Below are 25,819 nucleotides of genomic sequence, written 5' to 3'. Positions count from 1 at the left end.
ACCATGCCGCATTACGAACGCATCCTGATCACCGGCGCCGCCGGCCGGCTTGGCTCGGAACTGCGAAAGGGGCTGGTGCCGCTGGCAAAAACGATCCGCCTGGCGGGTCGCGAACCGTTCGGCGATCTTGCTCCTCACGAGGAAGAAGCGGTCTTCGATCTCGCCGACATGGAGGCGACAATCGCGGCCACCAAGGACTGCGACGCGATCGTGCATTTCGGCGGTGCGCCGCTTGAATGCGAATGGCAAACGATCCTGGATTCCAGCATTCGCGGATCCTACCACATCTACGAAGGCGCCCGGAAACACGGCGTGAAGCGGATTATCTATGCTTCCTCGGTGCATGCCATCGGCTATCATGAAGTCGAAGCCCATATCGGCGTCGATGCGCCGGTGCGCCCCGACAGCCTCTACGGCGTGTCGAAGAATTTCGTCGAAAGCCTGAGCCGGCTCTACTGGGACAAGTTCGGCATTGAGACGGCTTGCCTGCGTATCTTCTCGTCCTTTCCCGAACCGGCCGACCGACGCATGCTGTGGTCGTATCTTTCCTTCGCCGACTGCGTGCGTCTGGTCGAAGCAGCACTGACGGCGCCGCGCGTCGGGCACACAATCTCGTTCGGCATATCCGACAACAAGCTGAAAATGGTCGACAACAGCGGCGCCAACCATCTGGGGTTCATCCCGCAAGACAGCGCCGAGCCATTCCGCGCAGCGGTCGAGGCGAAGACGCAGATTCCGGATCCCAAGGCGCCATCGGTGAAGTATCTGGGCGGGTGGTTCTGCGAGCTTGGCCATCCGGACGACAAGCGGGCGTAACTATCAAAAAACCAATCCGCTAGATGGCGAAGACGAAACATCCACCAACACCCCTACGGCTCCCTGCAATTCACGGCGACAGCCGAATAATGATCATGAAGCGCTTCCGGGACGTTCAGGCCAGGGCGACACCGGCGATCGTGCAAGACCGTAGGCTCCGGCGATCACCCCCATGCCTCCGGTGTGCTTCTGGGGTTCGGTGACGTCTGCCATGTAGGCTTCCGCGATCACCTGTACTGATGCAGGATCGTCTCGGCCGCAATGAAGCCCCAGGTCAGGTTCGGGCCGAGCGTGGTGCCGGCCCCTACGGCGCGCGTGCCGATGGGGTTGGCCATCGCAAGCCCTGCCGCATAAAGGCCGGGAATGATCGAGCCGTCCGGTCTCAACACCTGCGCCCGCTCGTTGGTCCGGGCCCCGCCCTTGGTGCCGAGGATCGAGCGATTGATCGTCATGCCGACGTAGGGCGCCTTGTCGATCGGCTTCAGCCGGTTCTCGGGGCCATGCGCCTTGTATGCCTCCCAACCATTATCGCCGCGGTGGAAGTCCGCATCGTGCCCGTTCTCGCAAAAGCCGTTCCAGCGCGCGATCGTCTCCTCCAGCGCCGCCGCCGGCAACCCGAGCTTGGCGGCAAGGCCAGCGATGGTATCGGCCTTCTTGATCCAGTCGCGCTCGTAGGAGGCATACCAGCGGAAAGGCAGCGAGGTTTTGAGGAAACGATTATCGCCAACGAGATAGCAGGGCAGATGGACGGGCTCGCCATCCGGTCCGCGCGCATCGATCGCCTCGCCGATGTTGAAGGCGTTTTCGCTGACAAAGCGCTTTCCCTCGCGATCGACCACGATCGAATGCGGCTCGGCCTGGAAGGTCATCGGCAAGCCGTGCGACTGTCCCTGGTAGCGCGTCGGCAGGCAGGGATAGACGTTCGCCTGATCCATGCGGTCCAATTGCGCGCCGACGGAAGCCGCAAGCTTCTGGCCGTCGCCCTCATTGCCGCGCGGGCTGCCGATCCGGTCGAAGGCGCCGGGGAAGTGGCGTGCGCGCATCTCGGCGTCCCATTCGAAGCCGCCGGTTGCGATGACGACGCCGCGGCGCGCGACGATCTTCGTGCGCCGGCCCTTGCTCTCCACCTCCGCGCCGGCGATGCGTGAGTCCGGATCCTGAAGCAGGGTGACGGCGCGCGTTCCCGGCTGAAAGGTGACGCCGGCATCGAGGCAGCCCTTGATCAGCCCGGTCATCAGTGCCGTGCCCTGGCCGCCGGAATTCGTCAGCCATCGCCATAGAAGCTTCGGCCAGACCTTGAACCCGGCGCGGATGGGATGGTGATAGAGATCGAGGTCGACGATCTCCTGGTAGGTAAAGCTGTGCGGCAAGGTGGAGCGGCGCAGACTCCGCGCAAACTTGCCGAGGAGACGGCGGCTGAGCGGCCTCGGCGAGAGCATGCGGCCATAGAGTTTCCCGCCCGGCGCTTCGGCAAAGGGATCGGGCTCGTTGATCAAGCGAAAATCGAGCGGCGTGTTGACGGACAGAAAGTGCAGCATGTCCGGCGCGGCCTTGGCGAAAGCGCCCCAGAGCGCATCTTCCTTCTGCTCCCATCCTTCGGGCGCGACCGCACGCAGATAGGCGAGCGCATCCTCGCGGCTGTCGGCGATGCCGGCTTCGGCCGCGACATGGTTGGCGGGTATCCAGACCCCGGCACCGGACATGGCCGAGGTGCCGCCCAACCATTCGCTCTTTTCGATGACGAGCACCCTGAGGCCACCCTTGGCGGCCCGCAGCGCTGCCGAGCAGGCCGCCGATCCCGAACCGATCACCAGAACATCGTACTCGCCCATCGGCATTCCCCTGCCATCATCGACACAGCACTATATAGAGGCACGAAATTTAATCTGTCTACTATTGTGTCGACACTTTTTGCGCTGTACCCTCTCCAGGTCAGCAACGCGCCCGAACGACCTTCGCAGCTCCATTCGACAGGCAGAGCCATGGACGACACCAACCTTCCACCCGCGCCCTCTGGCATCCATGTTTCCGGAACCGAAACGCGCGAAAGCTACTGGCAGCCGGTTCCCGCAAACGGCCATATCGACGTGGCGCTCGCGCCGCACATCGTCGGCATGGAGCACCCCTTCGCGCTGGGCACGCAGTCGGTAGCGCCCGGCGGCTATGTGCGCGAACACACGCATGACCGCAACGAAGAGACGGTCTATGTCATCGAAGGCCATGGCCGCGCCGTCATCGACGGCAAGGAATATCCGCTGGAACCGGACAGCGTGGTGTTCCTGCCGAAGAATGTCCGACACATGTTCATCAACGACGGCGACACGCGCCTGCGCTGGATCTGGTTGATCGTGCCGAACGGGCTCGAGGATTTCTTTCGCCTGATCGGCAAGCCGCGCAAGCCAGGTGACCGTGTGCCGTCCAATTTCCCGCGCCCCGAAAACGTCCTGGAAATCGAGCGCAAGACGGTGTTCGGGGCAGACCTCGCCGACAAGTTCGATCCCCTGAAGCAGAATCCCTGAAGAAGCCTCGGATGGTGACGCTCGGCCTCATCGGCTTCGGCACGATCGCGCGCGAGATCGTCTCAGCTTTCCCAGTGGACTCGGTTTGCTGGGTGGCGCTGATGCGCGAAGGTACCCGCCGCGACTTGCCGGCGAATGTCAGCACTGTCACGCAGCTTGACGCGCTGATCGGTCCGCGCCCCCGGGCGGTGGTGGAGGCGGCAAGCCAGGAGGCGGTGGCCGCTTATGTGCCCGCGCTTCTCGACGCCGGCATCCCGACCATCATCGCTTCGATCGGTGCGTTCGCCGATCCGATCCTTGCCGCGAGGCTGACCGATGCTTCACGCAACGGCGGCGCACGCTTGGTCCTGCCGTCAGGCGCGTTGGGCGGCCTCGACTACCTCAGGGCGATAGCCGCGCTTCCCGAAGCGCGAGTGCGCTACACCTCGCGCAAGCCGCCGGCAGCCTGGATAACCGAGCTTGCCACCCTTGGCCTGTCAGCCGAGGACGACGCGGTATCCCTCTTCGAAGGCACGCCCGCGCAAGCGGCAAAGCTCTATCCGAAAAACCTCAACGCCGCCTTCGCGGTGGCGCTCGCTGCAGGTATCGACAAGGTCACCGTAAGCGTGGTTGCCGATCCGAAGGCTGCCGGCAACACACATGAAATCGAGGTCGAGAGCACCGCCGGCACGGCTTCCTTCCGCCTCGTCAACACGCCCTCAGCCAGCAATCCGAAGACCTCGATGCTCACGGCGCACAGTCTCGTCGCGGCGCTCGGCGAGCTGCTCGACAGGGAGGGCCTCAGCTGATGCCCTTCTTCACCGCCGCCGATGGCTGCCGCATCCACTACCAGACATCGGGAATCGCCGGCCCGCGCCTCATCCTCATCCCCGGACTTGGCGGTGACGGAAGGTTCTGGGCCGGCGTGGTACGCCTTCTCGAGGCCGACCATCGCGTCATCGTCACCGACCATCGCGGCGCCGGTCGCAGCGATCGCCCCGAACGCCCCTATTCCATTCCCCTGATCGCCAGCGACATTGCCGGCCTGCTGGCGCAGACGGGCGGTCCCGCCCATATTGTCGGGCATTCCACTGGTGGCGCCATCGCGCAGGTGCTGGCGCTCGATCATTCGGAACTTGGCCTGAGCTTCACGATCAGCAGTTCCTGGGCGCGAGCCGACAGCCGTTTCCGCACGCTCTTCAGCGCTCGCGCCGAACTGCTGGAGGCCGGCCTGGCCGAGACCTATCAGCGCCTCGGCCATGTGCTCTGCCACGAACCGTCCTACCTCGAAACGCATGCCGGGGAACTCGACGCAGCCGTCGCCGCCGCCCCTGGCACCCTGGCGCCGCTGACAGTCAGTGCTGCGCGCGTTCGCATGTTGCTCGACCATGATCGCCTCGCCGATCTGCCGCGCATCGACGCCCCGGTTCAAGTGATTGCGGCCACCGGCGATATCCTGACGCCATCAGCCCTTTCAGAGGCGATCGCCGCTTCGATACCGGATGCCCGGTTTGTTTTAGTTCCTGGTGCGCATTTTCATCCCCTCGCCGACCCCCAAGGTTTTGCCGCCATCATTCGCCATTTCATTGCCAAGGCCGACAGCTAGTATCATGACCGCTGAAATCGCTCCCGCCCTCCTCGACCTGCGCCTCAAGCCTGGCGTCGATCTCCTCGCCGAAGGGCGCGCCATGGCGCGCGAGTGGCGCCTCGGCGGCTGCCGCTTCCTTACCGAGACTGGGATGTCGTCCGAAGCCGCATGGAAGCGCAAGGCAGCGGCCGAAAAGCGAGTCATGCAGCACGCCCATATCGGCTTCAGAAGCGTCGACCGCACCGTGGCCGCGATCGGCGAGGTGCATGAGCAATGCCGCAAGGCAGGGGTAACGGTCGACCGTTTCGGCATCACACTCGACTGGTCGATGGGATATCCCCAAGCCATGCGTGCAAAGGCTGCGCGCGGTACCGGCATCGTGCTCACCGGCCCAGAGGATTTCGCCCGCATCACCAACGCCGCGCCCGCTGCCGCGCATTTCGGCGACTTCATGCTCGGCCTGCCGGGTGCTGTGGAAAACACCCGCGCCGCCATCGCCGCCGGTGCAACGGCCATCGGCAATCTGGGGCAGTATTTCACCTTCCGGCTGCCCTACTGGGACGATGATGTGGCGACCACCGAAGCGACCGTCACCGCCCTCGGCCTGATCGCGGCCCAGGATGCCGAAATCCTTGTCCATTCCAATCTCGACGACGGCTTCGCCGGACTGTTCATCGACATGGCCTGCGCGCTCGGCATGGTGCTCGTCGAAAAGCACATCGTCGAGGATCTGATCGGCGCGCGGCTCGGCCATTGCTACGGCCACCACTTCAGCGATCCACTGTCGCGCGCTGCCTTCCATGCCGCGCTGGTGCGGGTCAGCGATACGCCGGGCACCATGATCTTCGGCAACACCGTTTCCTACCAGTCGACCCCGGCAGGCAATTACGCAACCCTGGCGAGTTATCTCCTGGCCGACATACTGGCTGTCGGGCGATGGCCCTCCGGCCATGCGATCAATCCGGTACCGGTAACCGAGAACCAGCGCATTCCCGATGTCGACGAGATCATCGACGCACAAACCTTCGCGCACCGGCTCACGCTGCACGCCCCCTTCTACGACCCCGTCTTCGACTGGGCCAGGGTGGAGGCGATGGCCGATGTGCTGGTCGAAGGCGGGCGTCGCTTTGCCGGTGCCGTCATGAAAGGGCTGGCCGAGCGCGGGGTGGATACCGAAGACCCGGCCGCGCTGATGTTCGCCATCCGCCGCATGGGGCCGAAGCGCATGGAGGCGCTGTTCGGCCCGGGCGCGGACGGCATCCGCGGACGCACGCCGCTGATCCATGCCGAATGGGCGCGCGAGCTCAACCACAAGGCCGTCGCCTGGGTCGCGACGCAAAAGCCGCTGGAAAGCCCTAGACCCCTGACCGTCTGCATCGGCACGACCGACGTGCATGAGCACGGAAAATATCTCGTCGAACAGGCGCTTGAAGGCCTGGGCATCGTCATCGCCGATGCCGGTGTGGCCGTCGACCCGGAAACACTCGTCGCCCGCGCCGCCGAAACCGGGGCCGATGCGATCGCCGTCAGCACTTACAATGGCGTGGCGCTGCGTTATGCACAGGCGGTGAAAGCAGCGATGGCGGCACGCGGACTTGCCTTGCCGGTGCTCATCGGCGGACGATTGAACGAAGTGCCCAAGGAGTCCAATTCGGGCCTGCCGGTCGACGTGACCAAGGATATAGCAGACCTAGGCTGCCTGCCCTGCGCCGACCTCGACGAGATGCTGCGTGCCCTGCGTTCCATCCGGCCCGTTGCCTGAAACGGGCAGGCTTCGTCTTACGCAACGACAGGGGCGTGCCTTACCAGGCGGTCATGCCGCCGTCGACCGTCAGGATCGAGCCGGTGGCGAAAGAGGATTCGTCACTGGCGAGCCACAGGATTGCATTTGCGATTTCAACCGGCTGCGCGACGCGATTCATCGGTGAGCGCGCGTTCAATGCCGCGACAAACCCCTGAGGATCGGGATGGGTTTCCAGCATGGTTTCGAAATAGCTCGACCAGGTCACACCCGGTGCCACGGCGTTGACGCGGATCTTGTCCGCAACATGGTCAAGCGCCATGGCACGCGTCAGCGCCGCGACGCCGCCCTTGGAGGCGACATAGGCCGCCCGATCGGCAAGTCCGACATGGGCCACGTTGGAAGCGGTGTTCACGATCACCCCGCCGCCGCCCGCGGCCATGACGGGAATGACATATTTGGAGCAGAGAAAGACGCCCTTGAGGTTCACGGCCATGAGCGCGTCCCAATCCGCCGCCGCGGTGGTGACAACCGAACCGCGTATGCCGTAACCGGCATTGTTGACCAGAATGTCCACCCGCCGAAGGCCTCTTGCGCGCGGCGCACCATCGTCGCCACGGAGACTTCGTCCGAGACGTCCGCCTCCCAGGCCAGCGCTCCGGTCCTGCCGGCCACCTCGCCGGCCCGCGCGCCGTCGCGATCGACGACCAGAACGCGCGCGCCCTCCTTCGCAAACAGTTCCGTGACGGCCGCGCCGATACCGGCGCTGGCTCCGGTGACGATGGCCGCCTTGCCCTCCAAACGCATGATCGATCCCCTTTTCACAAACTTGTTTTGCCCTATCTTGCAGAAGCGCTTGCAAAGTGTCGACACTTTTGTATTTAATTTCGGCACGAACTCGGGGATATCGGTGAAAAACACTCCTTCCGTCGAACAACATCTGGAAATCTATCGCCGGATGCTGCTGGTGCGGCATCTCGAAGAGGGCCTTGGGGCGCTTCACAAGGAAGGACGCACGCGCGGTCCGATCCATCGCTGCGATGGCCAGGAAGCCGTCGGCGTCGCCGCGACCGCCGTGCTGGAGGCCGGCGACAAGGTCGCCACCACCCATCGTGGCCACGCGGTCTATATCGGCAAGGGCATGGCCGTACACCCGGTGGTGGCCGAGATCTTCGGGCGGGCCACCGGTGCCTGCGGCGGGCGCGCCGGCCACATGCTTGTGGCCGATGCCGAAAAGGGCGTGATCGGCGGCAATGCCATTGTCGGCGCAGGCATTCCAGCCGCCACCGGCATGGCGCTGTCGATGCAGATCCTCGGCACCGGCAATGTCGCCATGTGCGTCTTTGGCGACGGCGCCGCGCAAACCGGCATCTGCCACGAAGCCATGAACATGGCGGGGCTGTGGAAATTGCCGGTCGTCTTCGTGCTCGAACACAACCAGTTCGGCCTGACCGTTCCCTCAGAAGTCCAGTCGCCGGTCGAGGACCTGTCGATCCGCGCCGCCGGCTACGCGATGCCGGCCGAGATCGTCGACGGCAATGACGCGGTGGCTGTCTACCGCGCCGTGTCGGCCATGGTCGAGCGCGCCAGGCGCGGCGAAGGCCCCGGCATGGTCGAATGCAAGACCTACCGCGTCGAAGGTTTCTCCACTTCCGACATGGGCGGCTATCAGAAGCCGGAGGATATTGCGGCCTGGAAGGAACGTGACCCGTTGCTCGTCTCGCGCAAGGCGCTTTTGGGCGACGTCGGCGAGGCGAAACTCGCGGCAATCGAGGTGGCGGCCAGAGCTGAGGTCGACGAGGCATTCGCGGCGGCCCTCTCCGACCCGATGCCCGAATTCTCGCTCGACGAAGCCTGCAACCCCTACAGCGAGGCACACTGACATGGCCATGATGCGGTATGCCGAAGCGCTCAATGCGGCACTGCGCGAAGAGATGCAGGCCGACCCCTCCGTCTTCGTCTTTGGCGAGGACATCGGACGCTATGGCGGCGTCTTCAAGGTGACGAAAGGGCTGATGGAGGAATTCGGCGAAACGCGGGTGCGCGACACGCCGATCTCCGAACAGGCGCTGACCGCCATGGCCGTGACCGCCGCGATGACCGGCACGCGGCCGGTGCTGGAAATCATGTATGCGGATTTCGTGCCGCTGACGCTCGATGCGCTGGTCAACCAGGCATCGATCTACAATTACATCTGGAACGGCCAGGTCAAGATGCCGTTCGTGCTGCGTACGCAGGGCGGCGGCGGCGCCGGCGCCGGCGCGCAGCACTCCAAGTCGCTCGATTCCATGCTTGCCCACATACCCGGCATCAAGGTCGTTGCTCCTTCGACGCCCGCCGACGCCAAGGGCATGCTGAAGGCCGCGATCCGCGACGACCAGCCGGTGGTCTTCCTCGAGCACAAGCTGCTCTACAACACCCGCGGCGAGGTGCCGGAAGGCGATGTGACCGTGCCGCTCGGCAAGGCGGCAACCCTGCGCGAAGGCAGCGATATCTCGATATTCGCCACCTCCAAGATGGTGGTCGAGGCACTGAAAGCCGCGGATCTTCTCGCAGCCGACGGTGTTTCGGCCGAGATCGTCGATCTCCGGTCGCTGCGCCCGCTGGATGTCAACGCCATCGTCGCCTCGATCGCGAAAACGCACCATGCCGTGGTGGTCAACGAGGGCTGGCGCTTTTGCGGCTACGCCGCCGAGCTTTCGGCAACGATCATGGATCACGCCTTCGACGAGCTGGACGCGCCGGTCGCGCGCGTCACGCTGCCGGACATGCCGATCCCCTATTCCGAGCCGCTGGAAACGGCGATGCTGCCAAGTGCCGAGAAGATCCGCACCGCCGCGCTGAAGACGCTGAAGTGACGGAGGCGGCGGCGATGGCGACCCATCCGATCAGCATCGACAGCGCCGGCGGCGAATACATGGAAGCCGTGCTGGTGATCGCCTGGGCGGTGAAGCCAGGCGATCCGGTCAAGGCCGGCGATCTGGTCGTCACCGTCGAGACGGCCAAGGCCGCGACCGAAATCGAAGCCGACCGCGACGGCTGGCTGGCTGAGATCTTCTTCGCCGAGGGACAGGAAGCGCCGGTGGGCGCCGTGCTCGGCACGATCGCGGACGAGAAACCGATAGTTGGCGAGAAGCTGATCGCTGGCCAATCCGCTTCGATCGCGCCGGCCACGGCGACGGCTGCCGAAACCAATCCGCGCGATCCTGTGACCAGCGAAGCGCCTTCCTCCATCCGGCCGCCCGGCAGCCGTGCAGTCGCAAGCCCGCTGGCCCGGCGGCTTGCCGCTGCGGCCGGGCTCGACCTTGCCGCCATTGCGGGAAGCGGCCCGCGCGGGCGCATCAAGAAGCGCGACATCGATGCCACCCTAGCCGCCCTCTCCAATGAACATGACAGCGCAGGCCAGCGAACGCCGGCGACGGCCCAGACGCCATCCATTGCCGCGCCAACGCTGACCCGACAGCCGGCGCCCGTGGTCCTCATCCACGGCTTCGGGGCGGATCGCTCGGTGTGGCGGCAGGTCGTGCCCTTGCTCGGTCCGGAGATCGAGACGATCAGCCTCGACTTGCCCGGCCATGGCGTGGAAGCGGTAAGACCTGCAAGCAGCATCGAGGAGATCACCTTCCTCCTCTGCGACCAACTGGAGGAGATGGGCGTCGGCAATGCCCATCTCGTCGGCCATTCCCTGGGCGGTGCGGCGGCCCTCGCGCTCGCCCGGCTGGGCCGTCTTACGGTGCGCTCTGTGACGCTCCTTGCCCCTGGCGGGCTTGGCCCCGAGATCAATGCCGGCTTCATCGCCGGTCTTGCCCGCGCGACCACGGTGCAGGCCTTGGAGCGGTGGCTGGCGGTGATGGTCGGCGACCCCTCAGCCTTACCGACCGGCTATGCGCAGGCCGCGCTCAGACAGATGGAAAAGACCGGCAATCGCGACGCGCTCGCTGCGATGGCCGAAAGCCTGTTCCCGGACGGCACGCAGGGGTTCGATCTCGCGGGCGCGCTTGCAGAGCTTGCCGTGCCGACCCGGCTCCTCTGGGGCAGGCTCGACCGCGTCATTCCGGTCGCCCATGCGGCCCGCGCGCCGGGCTTCACTGCCGTTCATCTTCTCGATGGCATCGGCCATGCACCGCAGATAGAGGCACCGGCGCTCACCGCCCGGCTGATCGCCGAGACGGTGCGAAGTGCCGGCTGAGCCGGCAAGACCATCACGCCCGCGTCAAGGGCGCCACGACAGAATGTCAGAAGGAGTGCCGATATGATCTTCGACCATCGCACCTACACCGCCCGCCCCAACAAGCTGTCGCATTTCCTCAAACTCTACGAGGACGTCGGCCTGCCGATGCAGCGGCATTATCTGGGCGAGCCCTTCGGCTTCTTCCAGACGCATATCGGCGACCTCTCGCGCACCGTGCATCTGTGGAGATATGAAAGCCTTGCCGACCGGGAGGAGCGGCGCGACCGCATGGAGGCAGACCCGGAATGGCAGGCCTACCGGCGCAAGGTGATCGAGACCGACTATCTGCTCGACATGCGCAACCAGATCCTCAAACCCGTCTCGTTCTTCAATCCGGGAAAATAAGATGGACCTGACTTTCTCGACCGAGGGGCGCAGCTGGCCGCTGCGCCTGACTGGCGATGCCGAGCGCACGCGCCGCGCGCTGCTTTCGGCCTTGCCGATGCGTCTGCAGCTGCACACGCCGAAGATCGCCGGCAGCCATATCTATTGGCATGCTCCCTTCGTCGAGGATATCGAGGGTGCTACGCATGTGCTTTCCGCGACCGCCGGCGCATTCATCTACTGGCCGGTGCGGCAGTTCCTCGAAATCACCTTCGCGCCGCTTCAGGCGGAGAATGCCGAGATCACCGTTCTCGGCCATCTCGACGCGCCGGTGGAAGGCATTGCCGAACTTGCCGCGACACTGAAACAGGACCAGGGCCGCCGCATCCTGGAAGGCACGCTTGTCCGGTCGGATGGCGGCGTGTCCGAGTCTTCGCCGCCATCGTCGCTGCCACAGGATATCATTGCCGCTCGCAAGGCGCTGTGGGTGTTCTGTCCCGCCGACATCAGCCGGGTCACCGCGTCACGCGCCATCATGCACCCGGCAGGGCCTGTCTTCACCGCGGAATCAGAAGCGCGGGTGCTGCACGAATTCCTCTGGTGGATCCGCGCCGAGCGCGGCCGGAAGGACGAATTGGTGCTGCGCCAGGCGGCAGCAATCGCGCTCGACAAGACCGCGACCCGGCTACGCGATTTCTGCCACATGGAGGAAACGCCTGCCCTGCTTTTCCGGCTCAAGGCGGCGATGGACGGCAACTATCCGTTCGGTGCGCTGATGGACGAGGCGATCCTGGCTACCGGGCGGGTCGGCGCTTGGATCGATCTTCTCATCCCGTGGAACGACCTCAACGAGGCCTTCCGCGCTGCGCTTGACGGCAGGAGGGCCGGATGATGGAAAAACTGACCATCGGCATTGTCGGTTTCGGCGTCATCGGGCAGCGCTGGACGGCTTGCTTTGCCCATGCCGGCCACGCGGTGCGCGTGTTCGACCCGACAGAGCGGCGCGAAGCGGCTTTCAACGAGGTGCTGCCTGCACTCATGGCCGACCTAGACGCGTTGAAGGGATCCTCGCCCTCGCCCGGCGAGATCCATCTTTTTCCGACGCTCGCCGAGACGCTCCAAGGCGTCGATTTCGTGCAGGAGAACGGTCCGGAAGACCTGGCCCTCAAGCGCCGGCTGCTCGCCGAGATCGAAGATCATGTCGGTGACGAGGTCGTCATCGCCTCCTCCTCCTCGGCCCTGCTGGTGTCCGACATGCAGGGCGAGTGCCGCCTGCCCGGCCGCGTCGTGCTCGGCCATCCCTTCAATCCAGCGCATCTGATGCCGCTGGTCGAGATCGTCGGCGGCAAGACATCGGATCCACAAGCGATCGCCCGCGCACGCGCCATCTATGAAGCCATCGGCAAGAAGCCGGTAACGCTCAACCGGGAGGCGACCGGCCATATCGCCTTGCGCCTGATGGGCGCCATGTGGCGCGAGGCGATCGCTCTGGTGCGAGACGGCGTCGCCTCGGTCGAGGACGTGGATCGTGCCTTCATGTATGGGCCGGGCGCGAAATGGACCCTGCAAGGTTCGTTCATCTCCAACAGCCTCAACGCCGATGGCATCGAGGACTTCCTGCGCAAATATGGCCCGACCTATCAGGCGATCTGGGACACGCTGCTCGACGCAAAGCTTGACAGCGAGACCATCCGCTCGATCACAGCTTCGACAAATGCGGCGGTAGGCGGGCGCAGCCACGAGGATCTGAAGGCCGCGCGCGAGCCTGGCCTGGTCGGCATTTTGAAAACAGTGGCCGCACACGGTGCACTCTAATCGTCACGGAGAATGGCCATGACCTATCGCACCGCCCTCGTCACCGGCGCCTCGAAAGGCATCGGCGCAGCGATCGTCGAGAGCCTGATCGCGGAAGGATTGACCGTCCATGCGCTGGCGCGCAGCCGTGGCGCGCTACAGGTCCTGCAGGAGAGGCTCGGGCCACGCGTGAAACCGCTTGTCGCCGATGTGCGCGACAACGAGGCGATCGCTTCTGCGCTCGGTGCGGCGGAAATCGATGTCCTGGTCAACAATGCCGGCGGTCTGGCGACCGTGCGCCCCCTGCACGAACAGAGCGCGGAGGAAACAGCCGAGGTGGTGGCGCTGAACCTCACCGCACCCTTGCAGCTCATCCGCATGTTGCTGCCGGGCATGATCGCGCGCAAGCGTGGCCACATCTTCAACCTGACCAGCACGGCTGCCAGCGGCGTTTTTCCCGGCACGACGACCTACGGTGCGGCCAAGGCCGGCCTTTCCCAGGCCGGTCGCATCCTGCGCTATGATCTCGCGGGCACCGGCGTGCGGCTGACCGAGATCGCCCCGGGCCGTGTGGAAACGGATTTCTATCTGAAGGCCTTCGACGGCGACCGCGAGGGCTTGCGCAAGCGCATGTACTCGCAACAGCGGCCGCTCGGCCCGGCCGACATTGCCGCCGTGCTTGCTACCGCGCTGCGGATGCCGGATCATGTCGACATCAGCGAACTGACCGTCGCGCCGAGCGAACAGGCGCCCGGCGGCCATACCTATCCGCCCGCGCCGCAACGATGAGCATGCGTGGCGTCAGCGACGCCGCGCCTCAGTCCGGCTCGGTCAATTTGTCGAGCACGGCCGTGCAGGCCTCCTCCCAGGCCGCAGGCACTCCGCGCGCCGAAAGCACCTGCAGACCCCGCTCGGTGATGCCGCCCGGTGTCACCAGCTCCTCGAGCATCTGATGCATCGGCTGGTCTTTCTCCTCAATCAGCCGCCCGGCGGCCACGAACGTCATCGCCGTCAGCCGGCGGCCAATTGCCGGATCGAGACCTCGCGCGCTCGACCATTCAGTCGTCCTGCGGATCAGATCCTGCACCCAGCCATAGATGGCGGCATTGACCGTCGCCAACTCGAAGTCCGTTTCGCTGGCCAGAGCGATCGAGGGGCCAAGCCAGTCGAGGACCGCCCGCGCCTGCTCAAGGTCGGGGAAATAGATCGTCGGACTGGCACAGATTTCGGAAGCCGTGAACGGCATGGCGCGCACCGCGCGCGCAGGCGCGACAGCAAACCGCGATAGCGCTACGCCGGCGCAAACCGAAACCATTGTTTGGTCCGTGCGCCACGGCAGGCCAGCGACCGCATCCGGCGCATGCACGGGCCGCACCGCAACAATGACGACATCGGACTGTTCGACGAGATCGCGATTGTCGATTGCCAGCCGAAAACCGTGCCGGGCGGAGAGCGCCGCCGCCTTGCCTCGCGGCGACAGCACGATCGCCGCGGGATCAAGCCCGGAACGCAAGAACCCAGCCAGCATGGACGTCGCCAGATGCCCGACCCCAAGAATGCCTACAATCATTGTTGTCCCCCGGATTTGAACCTGCTGCTTGCCATTCACACGAAGTTGGGAAAGAAAGGCGGCTCTACAAAGTGTCGACACAGCCTGCATACAAATCAGATGAGAACCGACGTGACCGAACGAGCCGAGACCAGTGCCGATAGCGACCCGTCCCTTGCCGCTGAAGCGGAGACGCGCCGCGCTGCCGATAGCAGCGAACGCGCCTACAACACCATCCGCAAGCTCCTGGTCGAATTCAAGCTGAAGCCCGGAGAGCGCATCAACGAGGTCCAGCTTTCGCGCGGCCTTGGCCTTTCGCGCACACCGATCCGCGAGGCGCTGAACCGGCTCGCCTCCGAGGGTTTCGTTTCGCTCACGCCCAATCGAGGCTTTTTCGTCAGAAGCCTCAGCACCGAGGGCCTGCTCGATCTCTACGAGTTCCGCTCGATCATCGAGTGCGCTGCTTTCAAGCTGATGTGCGAGCGCGCCGACGACAGCGAAATCGACCGGCTGCGGAGCTACTGGGAAGCGATCGTCGACGCCTACCCGGACCAGCCGCCGGATGTCATCCTGGCCGAGGACGAAGGCTTCCATCTGCTCATCGCCGAACTCTCCGGAAATCCGGAACTTGTCGGCCAGCTCAGCTCCATCAATGCACGCATCCGCTTCATCCGCCGCATCCAGATCGAACATCCTTCGCATGACAAGGCGCAGATCACCTCCCATTCGGCCATCGTCGAGGCTGCCGTCAAGCGCGATGCCGAGAACGGCGCGAAACTGTTGCGCGAACATATCGAAATGACCGTCTCCGCCACGCAGCAAGCGCTCAAGGACGCCTTGCTCAAGGTTTTCGCGCCCGACAATGGCGCCGAGCTGAAGCGTCGCCGAAGGGCTCGCGACGCATAATCGATATCTGAGCACAAAATTGAACGCAATAGTGTCGACACTTTCTTGACGACGATCCCTTTGTCTGCTTCGATGGGCTTACACGGGGAAGAAGACCGCAACGGCCTCCCCCTGTCGTAGTCAGCAGCTAAGGGGAACCATGATGAAAAAATCTATCGCCACACTTCTTCTCGGCGCCTCGCTTTTTGCAGCGCCGGCCATGGCCGAGCAGATTACCGTCGGAATGTCCGCGCCGCTCTCGGGCGCGCAGGCCTATTTCGGCAGCACCTGGCACAATGGCTTCAAGCTCTACGTCGACAGGCTGAACGCCGATGGCGGCGTCAATGGCGTCACCATTGCCTATGACCAGCAGGACGACAAGGCCGACCCGCGCGAGGGAACGCTCGTCGCCCAGAAATTCTGCGACAATGACAAGGTCGTGCTTGGCCTGGTGAACTTCAATTCCGGCGTCGCCCAGTCGACGCTGCCGATCTATGAAGACTGCACGCTGCCGACCATGACCTTCGGCTCCAATCCGTCTCTCACCAAGCAGGGCTACAAGTTCATGGTGCGCCCGGTGGCCAACGATCTGGCCGGCGCATTGTTGCCAGCCGAATATGCGCTGGGCAAGCTCGGCGCCAAGACTGCCGTGATCGTCAACGACAAGCAGGTCTTCGGCCAGGGCATTTCCGAAATCTTCGCCAAGAACTTCGAAACCGGCGGCGGCAAGGTCCTCGATACCATTGCCGTGGCGCCGTCCGACGTGGACTTCACCGCTGTGCTGGCCCAGATCAAGTCCAAGAAGCCCGATGCGATCTATCTCGGCGCCGTCATGCCGCAGCTTGCGCTGTTTGCCAAGCAGATGCACGAGCAAGGTATCGCCGCCGTGCTAATGGTGCCGGACGGCGGCTACACGCCGGACCTCATCAAACAGGCGGGCGAAGCCAATATCCAGGGCACGCTTGTCGCGATCCAGGTGCCGCCGATGGATGCCTCCCCCGAGATCGCCGATTTCGCCAAACTCTACAAGGCGAAGTATGGTGAGGAAGCCGGCCCGTATTCGATCTACGGCTATGTACAGGGCCAGATTTTGGAACAGGTGCTGAAAACGACGAAAGGCCTCACGCGTGAGGACCTCAACGCAGCATTGCATGCAGTCAAGGCGAAGACCGTCGTCGGCGAGCTGGAATTCGACGAAACCGGCGAACTCAAAGTCGCCCCATCCTACCTCTACAAGGTGGAGGGAACGGGCTTCCATCTCGTCGGTTCGAAATAGCAGCCAGACCGCCGGAGCCGCATCGCTACGCGCGAAGCGGCTCCTTCACCTGTTGACGGGCGTGCCTGCCGCAAGTACGGGCGGCCACGTCGACCATTCCCCTTCCCGGTTCGACCGGTCCATGGGGTTGCAGGCACAGGACGCCGGCCCATGCTGGGAAATCTTATTCAACAAACGGTAAATGCCCTGACCATCGGCTCGATCTACGCCCTGATCGCGCTCGGCTACACCATGGTCTACGGCGTGTTGCGCATGATCAACTTCGCCCATGGCGAGATGTTCATGCTCGGCGCCTATGTAGCGTTTCTGGCGCTCAGCCTGCTGGTCGGCGATGTCGGGATGTCGGGCGCGCTGGCGCTGACCGCGGCCTTTCTCGTGGCGATCTTCCTCGTCGGGCTCATTGGCGTCGGCATCGAAAGGGTCGCCTACAAACCGCTGAGAAGCTCCACCCGGCTCGCGCCGATGCTGTCCTCGCTCGGCGTCTCATTGTCGCTCGTCACCGGGGTGCAGATCCTGGCCGGCCCACAGCCGGTCGCCTTTCCCAGCTTCTTCCCCGTCGTCCGGTATCAGGTGATGGGCGGCACCATCACCTTGATGCAGATCGGCATCCTGATCGCCGCCTTCGTGCTGATGTTCGGCCTGCATGTCCTGGTCAACCGGAGCCGTATCGGCATCATCGTGCGCGCCGTATCGGAAAGCCGACCGACCGCACAACTGCTTGGCATCAACGTCAACGGCGCCATCTCGATGGTGTTCTTCGTCGGGCCGCTTCTCGGCGCTGCCGGCGGCATCCTCTATTCCAGTTACTATGGCATCATGTCGCCCAGCATGGGCGCCGTCATCGGGCTGAAGGCCTTCACCGCGGCCATCCTCGGCGGCATCGGTTCAATCCCCGGCGCCATGCTCGGCGCCTTCATCCTGGCTTTCATCGAAGTGTGGGGAACCGCGCTGCTGCCCATTGTCACAAACGGCGTGCTCGGCACCGAGTATCGCGACGTTCTCGCCTTTGCGATCCTCATACTCGTGCTTCTGGTCCGTCCTGCCGGTATACTTGGCGAGGCCGTCTCCGAGGAAAGCATCGTGTACAAGAGGGAATTCTGATGGCCGCCGCCGACACTCTCGCCGCGGCCCGGCCGCGTGCGAACCGGACCATCTCCTGGCTCGTCTTCGCCATCGCGATCGCGCTGATCATGACCACGCCCTTCCTGCCCAACTACCATGTCCGTGTCCTCAACAGCCTGCTGATCTACATCCTGCTCGGCATCGGCCTGAACATCGTGATCGGCTATACCGGGCTGCTGGATCTCGGCTTCGTCGCCTTCTACGCGGTCGGCGCCTACAGCTATGGGCTGCTGGCAAGCCCGCAGCTCGGCCTGCATATGCCGTTCCTGCTCATCCTGCTCGTCGCCGCCTGCCTGGGTGCGGTCACCGGCATATTGCTTGGCATTCCGGTGTTGCGATTGCGCGGCGACTATCTGGCCATCGTCACACTTGGCTTCGGCGAGATCATCCGCATCATCATCAACAATCTCGACTGGCTGACCGGAGGGCCGCAAGGCATTGCCCGGCTGGACAAGGCGTCGATCCTCGGCATACAGATTGCCCGGCCGATCGACTTCTTCTGGCTGCTGCTGATCACCGTGCTCATCGTCGGCACCGTGGTCTGGCGGCTCGAGCGCTCCATCCTCGGCAAGGCGTGGGCGGCGATCCGCGAGGACCAGGACGCCGCGCGCGGCATCGGCATCAACACCACCAATGCCAAGCTTGCCGCTTTCGCCACCTCGGCCACGATCGGTTCCATAGCCGGCGCGATCTTCGCCGCATCGCAGCGTTTCGTCAGCCCGGAAAGCTTCACGCTGCAGGAATCGGTGCTGATCGTGCTGATGATCGTGGTCGGCGGCATCGGCAACATCTTCGGCATCGTCGCCGGCGCGGCAATCCTGATCCTGCTGCCGGAGCTGCTGCGCGAGTTCGCCGAATGGCGCATCCTCTTCCTCGGTCTTTTGATGATCTCGCTGATCATCGCGCGCCCGGCCGGCATCGTGCCGCGCAGCTTCGGGCCGGAGAAACTGATCCGAGGGCTTTTCGGAAAATGACGCTGGTCTTTCAGAGCCTTCGCAAGGTGTATGGCGAGGTCGTCGCCATCGACGGCGTGTCGACCGACTTCGCTCCCGGCATAATCCACGGCGTGATCGGACCGAACGGCGCCGGCAAGTCGACGCTGATCAACATGACGGCTGGTTCCTACACAGTGTCGTCGGGCTCGATCACGCTCGACGGCAAGCGTCTCGACAAACTCAAGAAATACCAGATCGCCAATTCGGGAATTGCCCGCACCTATCAGAACATCCGCCTCTTCGACCAGATGTCGGCGATCGAGAACCTTGAAGTCTGTTTCTATCCCGCCGAGGTTGCGGCCGCCTGGAGGGAAGTGATCTGGCCACCCTATGCCAACGCCCAGCGCCGGCGCCGGCGTGAGAAATGCATGGAAATCCTGCGGTTTTTTGACCTTCAGGGCTACGCCGACGTCGATGCCGGGGGCCTGCCCTATGGCCGACAACGCATGCTGGAGATCGCCCGCGCCTTGGTCGCCAATCCGCGCGTCCTGCTGCTCGACGAGCCCGCCGCCGGATTGAACCACCACGAGACGGCGGAACTGACGGCAAAACTCACCGCGTTGCGTTCGCCCGACCGGATCATGATCGTCGTCGAGCACGACATGGATCTCGTCATGACACTCTGCGACAGCATCATCGTCATGCATCATGGGAAACTGCTCTTCCGGGGCACGCCCGCCGAAGTGCAGGCAAGCACCGACGTCCAACTCGCCTATCTGGGAACCGCCAATGACATCGACGACATCCGGGCCGCTGCTCAGAATCGCCGGGCTCAGCTCGGGATACGGGCGCGTCGGCGTTCTTGAGGCCATCAGCATTGACGTCGATCCGCACGAGATCGTCGTCATCCTGGGTCCGAACGGCGCCGGCAAAACGACGCTGCTCAATTCCGTTTCCGGCGTGGCGCGGCCCACCGCAGGCAGCATCGCGTTCGAGGGCCGCGACATCACCGGGATGCGCCCCGAACAGGTCGTGCGTCTCGGCATCACCCACTGCCCGGAAGGCCGCCAGATCTTCCAGCGCCTGACGGTGGAGGAAAACTTGGTCGCGGCCCATATCGGTCGCGGCGGGAAGAGTTTCGAGGCGTTGCGCGCCGAGGTGTTCGAGCTGTTTCCTGTGCTCAAGGAACGGCGCAACGGCATGGCAAGCCGCATGTCCGGCGGCCAGCAGCAGATGCTGGCGATCGGGCGCTCGCTTATGGCCGAGCCGAAGCTTCTGATGCTCGACGAGCCGTCTCTCGGCCTTGCCCCGAAGATCGTCCACCAGATATTCCGCATCATCCTCGACCTGTCGCGCAACGGCATTTCGATCCTGCTCGTCGAGCAGAACGTTCAGCTGGCGCTCGAATGCGGCGACTACGCCTACCTGCTCAACACCGGCAAGGTGAAGCTGCATGGCCCGGCGCAGGAAATGGCCGCGCATTCGGCCCTGAGGGAACACTATCTCGGCGGCGCCAGCGAGGACGTCCTTCATGTTTGAGGTCGACTGGAAGACGCCGCATCTGTGGCGCAAGACCGCGAACAGGCGCCCGGCCGCACCGGCGCTGCAAGGCGACCTGAAGACGGACGTGCTGGTGGTCGGCGGCGGCTTCACCGGCATGGCCGCGGCACTTGGCGCGCGCGACAGCGGCGTCAATGTCATCCTGCTTGAGAGCAACGAGATCGGATCGGCAGCGTCGGGCCGCAACAACGGCCTTGTCATCTCCCACCATTCCAAGGCCTCGCCGGCGGAGTTCGAGGCGGTCTACGGCAAGACGATCGGTGAGCACTACAATCGCATGGTTGCGGATGCGGCCGGCGTAGCCTTCGGCCTGATGCAGCGCTTCAACATAGACGCCCACCAGGTTCAGGAAGGCTGGATCCAGCCCGCTCACACCGACACCACGCTTGCCCGCGCGCGCCAGTTCTACGAAGAGTGGAAAGCCTTCGGCGCCAATGTCTCCTGGCTTGACCGGGCCGAAGCCAGCGCGCGCATCGGCAGCCCCTATCTCGGCGGCTGGATGGTGCACAATTCCGGCCACATCAATCCGTTCGCCATGACCATTGGCCTTGCCGGCGCCCTTGAGCGCGAAGGCGTGACCATCTTCGAGAACGCCGCGGCGTCTGGCATCGAGAAGGTGGAAGGCGGCTGGCGCGTCTTCACCGCAACGGGAAGCGTCACGGCGCCAGAAGTGGTGCTTGCCACGAATGCGCTTACCGGCGACCTCTGGGCTGGGCTGAAGAAGACACTGATGCCGTTCAAGGTCTTCCAGGCCGCGACAAACCCACTGCCGGAAGGCCTGCGCACCCAGATCCTTGTCGGCAACCCCGCGGTGTCCGACATGCGCAACGACATCCGCTATTTCCACTACGACGTCGACGGCCGGCTGGTGAGCGGCGGCACGCATACATTCTGGTTTGACGAGGCCGACCGCGGTCGCGCCAAGGTCTCGAGCATGCTGGGCAAGGCTTTTCGCGCATTCGGCGGCGAACCGCCGATCGTGGAATACTGGCATGGCACCTTTGCCGTGGTGCCTGATCGCAGACCTCGCCTCTATCGCCTGGCACCCGGCCTCGTGTTTGGCGGCGTCTATTCCGGCCGCGGCGTGGCATTGGCAATGTCTCTTGGCCAGGAAATCGGCCGCTGGGCGGCAGGCCGGCGCCGGGACGAGCAGATGCCTTTGCCGGTCACCAACATGAAACCGGTTCCGTTCCATCCGGTCGCCGTGCAGGTCGCGAACCGCATGCATCTCTGGAACCGCTTCAAGGATCGAAGCTCTTGATGACATTATAGGCCGACGATGCTGATTTTGTGCCGGCGGCTAGCTGGCCGAGGCAGAAGTCTCAATCAGACAGCCCATGCTCGGTCACGACTGGGCCGAAAGCGGACTGGTAGCTTCAGGCGTCAGCGGAAGCCGAAGCGGACCTTCAGCGTGGCTGGGACTTAGGGCCTCCGACTGATCCAAAAGGAGGTTCTGTCACGGTCTCAGGCGTTCCCCCTTCGGATCGTACCACGGCTTGAGCTGCGCAATGGCCTTGTATCGCTTCCAGGCGATTTCGATCTCCAGAGGGGCGGCTGCCAGCCAGGCATCGTCGACACCGCCCTCGCATTCGACATAGCCCATGCCGAGCGAGGCGCCGATGCGGTGGCCGTAGGCGCCGGAGGTGACCGAACCGACGATCTTGCCGCCGCGCCAGATCGGTTCGTGATGATAGAGGAGAGGCGCATCTTCGGCCTGCAGCCGCAACTGCACCAAGCGGCGGCGCGGCTTGCCCGCCTCCTTCTGCAGCAACAGCGCATCACGGCCGATGAAGCCGCCTGGCTTGTCGAACGCCACGGCAAAGCCAAGCCCTGCCTGCAGCGGGCTGTCTTCCTCGCCGATGTCGTGACCCCAGTGGCGGTAACCTTTCTCCATGCGCAGCGAATTGATGGCGAAGTAGCCGCCTTGGCGCAGGCCGAAATCGGCGCCCGCCTCGGCCAGCTTGTCGAAGACATGGGCGGCGAACTCGGCGGGCATGTAGAGCTCCCAGCCAAGCTCGCCGACGAAGGTCAGCCGGCTGGCGCGCACCCGCGCATAGCCAAGGTCGATCTCGCGGCTGGTGCCGAAGGGAAACGCCGCCTCCGAGAAGTCATCGGGCGAGACGGCGCGCAGGAGATCGCGCGATTTCGGCCCCATCAGCGCCAGCATGGGCAGGCCGGAGGTGACATCCTGCACGAAGACATGCGCGTCCGCCGGGATATGGCGCTTGAGCCAGGCCAGGTCGCGCCGCTGCGACACGGCGATGGTCACGACCATGTAGGCGGTTTCGGAGATGCGGGTGACCGTGACATCGGCTTCGATGCCGCCTAGCTCGTTCAGCCATTGCGTGTAGACGACGCGGCCGGCGGGTACGTCGACATTGTTGGCACAGATGCGGTTGAGCACCGCGCAGGCGTCACGCCCCTCGATCCAGTATTTCACGAAGCAGGAATGGTCGAACAGCGTAACGTTGTCAGCCGTGTTGCGGCTTTCCTCGCCGCAGGCGCCGAACCAGTTCTGGCGGCCGTAGGAATAGTCGATCTCGGCCTTCATGCCGGGCAAAGCGAAGAAGCCAGGGCGTTCGTAGGCGGCGGCCTCGGTCATGCAGGCACCCACCGCCATCAGGCGGTCGTGGAACGGGCTCTTGCGGATGTGGCGCGCCGTGGCGAACTGGCGGTATGGCCAGTGCATGTCGAACAAAAGGCCAAGCGTTTCGGTGGTGCGGTCGTAGAGATATTTCTTGTTCGACTGGAACGACATGGTGCGGCGCACGTCGACATCGGCGAGATCGACCGGTGGGCGCCCGTCGCGGATCCATTCCGACAGCGCCTTGCCGACGCCGCCCGAGGAGAGGATGCCGACGGAATTGAAGCCGGTGGCGCAGAACAGGCCGGAGACCTCAGCCGTCTCGCCCAGCAGATAGCGGTCATCCGGCGTAAAGCTTTCCGGTCCGTTGAAGAACAGTTTGATGCCGACATCCGCCAGCAGCGGCACCCGCCTGGTTGCCATTTCGAGGATCGGTTCGAAATGCTCGAAGTCCTCGGGCAGGCTGTCGAAGCAGAAATCGGGCGAGATGCCGTTATGGCCCCACGGCTTGGCCACCGGCTCGAAGCAGCCGAGCAGCAGCTTACCGGCGTCTTCCTTGTAGTAGGAGCACTCGTCGCCCAGGAAAAGCACCGGCAAATTGGTTGGCAGGCCGGGGATGGTCTCGGTGACGATGTAGAAATGCTCGGCGGCGTGCAGCGGCAGCGTCACGCCGATCTGTGCCGCGAGATCGCGCGACCACATGCCACCGCATATCACCACCTTGTCGGCGCGGATCTCGCCCTTGTCGGTGACCACGCCGCAAACGCGGCCGTTCTCGACCAGGATTTTCGTGACCGGCGTGTTTTCGAGAATGCAGGCGCCACCGGTGCGCGCGCCCTTGACATAGGCCATGGTGACGTCGGTGGGGTTGACCTGTCCATCATTGGGGAACCAGAAGCCGCCGACGATGCCGTCGATGTTGACCGGGCTCCAGCGTTCCTTGATCTCGCCGGGCGTGACCATGTCGACCGGCAGGCCGAAATTGCGCCCCATCGAGGCGCCGCGTGCCAGCTCCTCGAAGCGCGCCTCGGTGTTGGCGACACGCAGCGAGCCGCGCTGCATGAAGCCGGTGGCCTGTCCGGTTTCGGCTTCGAGGCGGCCGAACAGCTCGCCGGTGTATTTCGCCAGCTCCGTCATCTGTCGCGTCGCCCGCAACTGCGTCACCAGGCCGGCGGCATGCCATGTCGTGCCGCATGTCAGCTGCTTGCGCTCGCACAGTACGACGTCGGTGATGCCAAGCTTGGTGAGGTGATAGGCGACCGAACATCCGGCAATGCCGCCGCCGACGATGACGACATCAGCCTGTTCCGGCATCTGTTCTGAACTAGCCCCTGACATTACGCGTCCCCCTGAATTGCTGCGCGGCTCAGGCATCTGGCGCCCTTTCGGAGCAGCGTCATGCCGTCGCGTCGATGGATGTCAATGGCGTGCCGCACGCTGCGGCCCACCGTTTTGTGCCCGTCATGCGTGATGGGGCACTTTGTCGGTATCGTTTCCGGCCGCGTGGGGCTTGGCCCAGGCGAAGCGCCGTTCGATCCGCTTCTGCAGGATCATCAGTACATAGACCATCGCCAGGTAGTAGAGGGAGGTGACGGCGTAGAACTCGGCATAGCGGAACGTTGAGGCGACGCTTTGCTGGGTGACCGCCATCAGTTCCGTCAATGAGATCACCGAGGCCAGCGACGTGGTCTTGAGCAGCGTGATGAACTCGTTGACGGTCGGCGGCAGGGCGATGCGCAGCGCCTGCGGCACGATGATCAGGAAGAACACTTGCGGCTTGCGCAGGCCAAGTGCGGCGCCGGCCTGAAACTGCCCTTCTTCGACGGCGCTGAGCGCCGCCCTGTTGATCTCGACCTGATAGGCGGCCTCGTTCAGCGTCAGCGCCAGGAGGGCCGCGATGAAGGGCGAAAACCAGGTCTCGCGGAAGATCGGCCATATTTGCGGCAGGCCGTTCCAGACGAACAGCAGCAGCAGAAGCGCCGGCAGTGCGCGGAAAACAGCGATATAGGCCGTCGCTCCCCAGCGCAGCACCTTGTTTTGCCCGTTGAGCGCCAAGGCAAGCGGCAGCGACAGGAGGATCGCCGCCGCATGCGCGAGTATTGTCAGGGCGAGCGCTACCAGCGCCGCCCTGAAGAACGTCCCGGAAAAAAGTGTCGACCAGAACAAGCCAAAGTCAAAGCTCACGGAACCCTGCCGATCGCGCCGTTACTGACCGATGCCACTGATGGTCGACATCGGAAGCTTCCACGTCTCGGCGATGGTCTTCATGGTGCCGTTCGCGGCAAGCTCCTTGACAGTAGCGGCGACCGCCGCCGCGTCAGCCTCATCCTTGCGGAAATAGGCCGCGTACTGATCCTGCGCGCCGGCCGAGTAGACGATCTTCAACTCACCGGGCTGCTGCAAGTCGCGGTAGGCGAATTCGGTGTCCTGGCTGATCGTCGCGACCGCGCGGCCCAGCACCACCTGTTGCATCGCATCGGTCTGCTTGGGATAGGTCTGCATGGTGATCTTGTCGCGGCCGGCCTTGGCCAGGTCCTCGTTCACCTTGTCCAGCAGGCCTATATAGGAAGTGCCGGACTGGACGGAGATGGTCTTGCCGGAGAAATCCTCATAGCTCTTGTAGGCGGACGCATCGTCGGCCTTGCCGATCATGACGACGCCGGTCTTCAGATAAGGCACGCCGCTCAGCTTCTCCAGCCGTTCGGGTTTCAGCAAAGCGCCGCTGATGACGATGTCGCAGCGCTTCGATTCCAGGCCGGGAAGCAGGCCGCTGAAGTCCATCGTCGTGATATTGGCGTCGACCTTCCAGTGCGCGGCCAGCGCCTTGATGACGTCGATGTCGACGCCAACGGGAGCCTCGCCCGCCGTCTTGATGAATTCCATCGGCGGGAAAGTGGGATCGACGCAGGCTTGCAG

At 64.2% G+C, this 25,819-nt stretch carries 24 protein-coding genes and 1 pseudogene; 19 read left to right on the top strand and 6 right to left on the bottom strand.

Annotated features, from left to right (window positions below):
• The first annotated feature begins 3 nt into the window (after positions 1-3).
• Positions 4-816: an NAD(P)-dependent oxidoreductase gene (locus tag EN990_RS01175; RefSeq protein WP_127368980.1), complete on the top strand. Its 813-nt coding sequence runs from the start codon at positions 4-6 to the stop codon at positions 814-816.
• 227 nt (positions 817-1,043) lie between these two features.
• On the opposite strand, the gene EN990_RS01165 is transcribed toward EN990_RS01175, so the two are convergent.
• Positions 1,044-2,648, bottom strand: a complete 1,605-nt coding sequence (locus EN990_RS01165) for an FAD-dependent oxidoreductase (RefSeq protein ID WP_206526334.1) — start codon at positions 2,646-2,648, stop codon at positions 1,044-1,046.
• 150 nt (positions 2,649-2,798) lie between these two features.
• Here EN990_RS01165 and EN990_RS01160 point away from each other — a divergent pair, with 150 nt between their 5' ends.
• The 4 genes from EN990_RS01160 to EN990_RS01145 are packed head-to-tail and all read left to right on the top strand — an operon-like array spanning position 2,799 to position 6,664.
• Positions 2,799-3,335 carry a cupin domain-containing protein gene (locus EN990_RS01160; RefSeq protein WP_127370337.1) on the top strand — a complete coding sequence of 179 codons (537 nt, stop codon included), beginning with the start codon at positions 2,799-2,801 and terminating at the stop codon, positions 3,333-3,335.
• Positions 3,336-3,346: 11 nt separating this feature from the next.
• Positions 3,347-4,123, top strand: coding sequence for an aspartate dehydrogenase (locus tag EN990_RS01155; RefSeq protein ID WP_127370338.1), 777 nt, complete (start codon positions 3,347-3,349; stop codon positions 4,121-4,123).
• Positions 4,123-4,920, top strand: a complete 798-nt coding sequence (locus EN990_RS01150) for an alpha/beta fold hydrolase (RefSeq protein WP_127385267.1) — start codon at positions 4,123-4,125, stop codon at positions 4,918-4,920. The genes EN990_RS01155 and EN990_RS01150 overlap by 1 nt, the downstream gene beginning before the upstream one ends.
• Positions 4,921-4,924: 4 nt before the next feature.
• A complete protein-coding gene (locus tag EN990_RS01145) occupies positions 4,925-6,664 on the top strand; it encodes a cobalamin-dependent protein (RefSeq protein WP_127369683.1) in 1,740 nt (579 codons plus the stop codon).
• A 40-nt stretch (positions 6,665-6,704) separates the two neighbouring features.
• Here the strand turns inward: EN990_RS01145 and EN990_RS01140 are convergent.
• Positions 6,705-7,450 (bottom strand): annotated as a pseudogene (locus EN990_RS01140) (SDR family oxidoreductase).
• Positions 7,451-7,553: 103 nt separating this feature from the next.
• On the opposite strand from EN990_RS01140, the gene EN990_RS01135 reads away from it, so the two are divergent.
• The 7 genes from EN990_RS01135 (at position 7,554) to EN990_RS01105 (ending at position 13,781) form a co-directional block, all read left to right on the top strand.
• A complete protein-coding gene (locus EN990_RS01135) occupies positions 7,554-8,525 on the top strand; it encodes a thiamine pyrophosphate-dependent dehydrogenase E1 component subunit alpha (RefSeq protein WP_158515799.1) in 972 nt (323 codons plus the stop codon).
• 1 nt (position 8,526) lies between these two features.
• Positions 8,527-9,501: an alpha-ketoacid dehydrogenase subunit beta gene (locus EN990_RS01130; RefSeq protein WP_027035434.1), complete on the top strand. Its 975-nt coding sequence runs from the start codon at positions 8,527-8,529 to the stop codon at positions 9,499-9,501.
• 14 nt (positions 9,502-9,515) lie between these two features.
• Positions 9,516-10,832 carry an acetoin dehydrogenase dihydrolipoyllysine-residue acetyltransferase subunit gene (locus EN990_RS01125; protein WP_127385268.1) on the top strand — a complete coding sequence of 439 codons (1,317 nt, stop codon included), beginning with the start codon at positions 9,516-9,518 and terminating at the stop codon, positions 10,830-10,832.
• 63 nt (positions 10,833-10,895) lie between these two features.
• The gene (locus EN990_RS01120; RefSeq protein WP_063168741.1) at positions 10,896-11,219 is read left to right on the top strand and encodes an NIPSNAP family protein; all 324 of its coding nucleotides are present in this window, start codon (positions 10,896-10,898) and stop codon (positions 11,217-11,219) included.
• Between the two features lies 1 nt (position 11,220).
• Complete coding sequence (locus EN990_RS01115; RefSeq protein ID WP_127369409.1) at positions 11,221-12,090, top strand: hypothetical protein; 870 nt, start codon at positions 11,221-11,223, stop codon at positions 12,088-12,090.
• Entirely contained in the window at positions 12,087-13,013 is a 927-nt protein-coding gene (locus EN990_RS01110) for a 3-hydroxyacyl-CoA dehydrogenase NAD-binding domain-containing protein (RefSeq protein ID WP_127369410.1), read from the top strand. The genes EN990_RS01115 and EN990_RS01110 overlap by 4 nt, the downstream gene beginning before the upstream one ends.
• Positions 13,014-13,031: 18 nt before the next feature.
• Positions 13,032-13,781 (top strand): SDR family oxidoreductase, encoded by a 750-nt coding sequence (locus EN990_RS01105; protein ID WP_063168744.1) that lies wholly within the window; start codon positions 13,032-13,034, stop codon positions 13,779-13,781.
• A gap of 28 nt (positions 13,782-13,809) precedes the next feature.
• On the opposite strand, the gene EN990_RS01100 is transcribed toward EN990_RS01105, so the two are convergent.
• Positions 13,810-14,562, bottom strand: a complete 753-nt coding sequence (locus EN990_RS01100) for an NAD(P)-binding domain-containing protein (RefSeq protein WP_063168745.1) — start codon at positions 14,560-14,562, stop codon at positions 13,810-13,812.
• 111 nt (positions 14,563-14,673) lie between these two features.
• On the opposite strand from EN990_RS01100, the gene EN990_RS01095 reads away from it, so the two are divergent.
• The 7 genes from EN990_RS01095 (at position 14,674) to EN990_RS01065 (ending at position 21,580) form a co-directional block, all read left to right on the top strand.
• The gene (locus EN990_RS01095; RefSeq protein ID WP_063168746.1) at positions 14,674-15,447 is read left to right on the top strand and encodes a GntR family transcriptional regulator; all 774 of its coding nucleotides are present in this window, start codon (positions 14,674-14,676) and stop codon (positions 15,445-15,447) included.
• Positions 15,448-15,586: 139 nt separating this feature from the next.
• Positions 15,587-16,702, top strand: coding sequence for a branched-chain amino acid ABC transporter substrate-binding protein (locus EN990_RS01090; protein ID WP_027160952.1), 1,116 nt, complete (start codon positions 15,587-15,589; stop codon positions 16,700-16,702).
• Between the two features lie 150 nt (positions 16,703-16,852).
• Positions 16,853-17,803 (top strand): branched-chain amino acid ABC transporter permease, encoded by a 951-nt coding sequence (locus tag EN990_RS01085; protein ID WP_224620706.1) that lies wholly within the window; start codon positions 16,853-16,855, stop codon positions 17,801-17,803.
• Positions 17,803-18,798: a branched-chain amino acid ABC transporter permease gene (locus EN990_RS01080; protein ID WP_127368498.1), complete on the top strand. Its 996-nt coding sequence runs from the start codon at positions 17,803-17,805 to the stop codon at positions 18,796-18,798. Before EN990_RS01085 ends, EN990_RS01080 begins: the two co-directional genes overlap by 1 nt.
• On the top strand, positions 18,795-19,625 hold the full coding sequence (locus tag EN990_RS01075) for an ABC transporter ATP-binding protein (RefSeq protein ID WP_063168748.1): 831 nt from the start codon (positions 18,795-18,797) through the stop codon (positions 19,623-19,625). Before EN990_RS01080 ends, EN990_RS01075 begins: the two co-directional genes overlap by 4 nt.
• Positions 19,549-20,298 (top strand): ABC transporter ATP-binding protein, encoded by a 750-nt coding sequence (locus EN990_RS01070; protein WP_127368497.1) that lies wholly within the window; start codon positions 19,549-19,551, stop codon positions 20,296-20,298. Before EN990_RS01075 ends, EN990_RS01070 begins: the two co-directional genes overlap by 77 nt.
• A complete protein-coding gene (locus EN990_RS01065) occupies positions 20,291-21,580 on the top strand; it encodes an FAD-dependent oxidoreductase (protein WP_127385269.1) in 1,290 nt (429 codons plus the stop codon). Before EN990_RS01070 ends, EN990_RS01065 begins: the two co-directional genes overlap by 8 nt.
• Before the next feature lie 195 nt (positions 21,581-21,775).
• Here EN990_RS01065 and EN990_RS01060 read toward each other — a convergent pair whose 3' ends face one another.
• The 3 genes from EN990_RS01060 to EN990_RS01050 form a co-directional block, all read right to left on the bottom strand.
• Positions 21,776-24,241 carry an FAD-dependent oxidoreductase gene (locus tag EN990_RS01060; protein ID WP_127368495.1) on the bottom strand — a complete coding sequence of 822 codons (2,466 nt, stop codon included), beginning with the start codon at positions 24,239-24,241 and terminating at the stop codon, positions 21,776-21,778.
• Positions 24,242-24,364: 123 nt separating this feature from the next.
• A complete protein-coding gene (locus EN990_RS01055) occupies positions 24,365-25,087 on the bottom strand; it encodes an amino acid ABC transporter permease (protein ID WP_127368494.1) in 723 nt (240 codons plus the stop codon).
• 21 nt (positions 25,088-25,108) lie between these two features.
• Positions 25,109-25,819: transporter substrate-binding domain-containing protein (locus tag EN990_RS01050; protein WP_127388229.1), on the bottom strand; the 711-nt coding region annotated here is incomplete at its 5' end.

The sequence above is a fragment of the Mesorhizobium sp. M7A.F.Ca.US.005.03.1.1 genome (assembly GCF_003997975.1).
Lineage (GTDB): Bacteria > Pseudomonadota > Alphaproteobacteria > Rhizobiales > Rhizobiaceae > Mesorhizobium > Mesorhizobium ciceri.
Note: the sequence above shows the minus strand (reverse complement) of the source record. Positions and strands in the feature narration are given on the sequence as shown.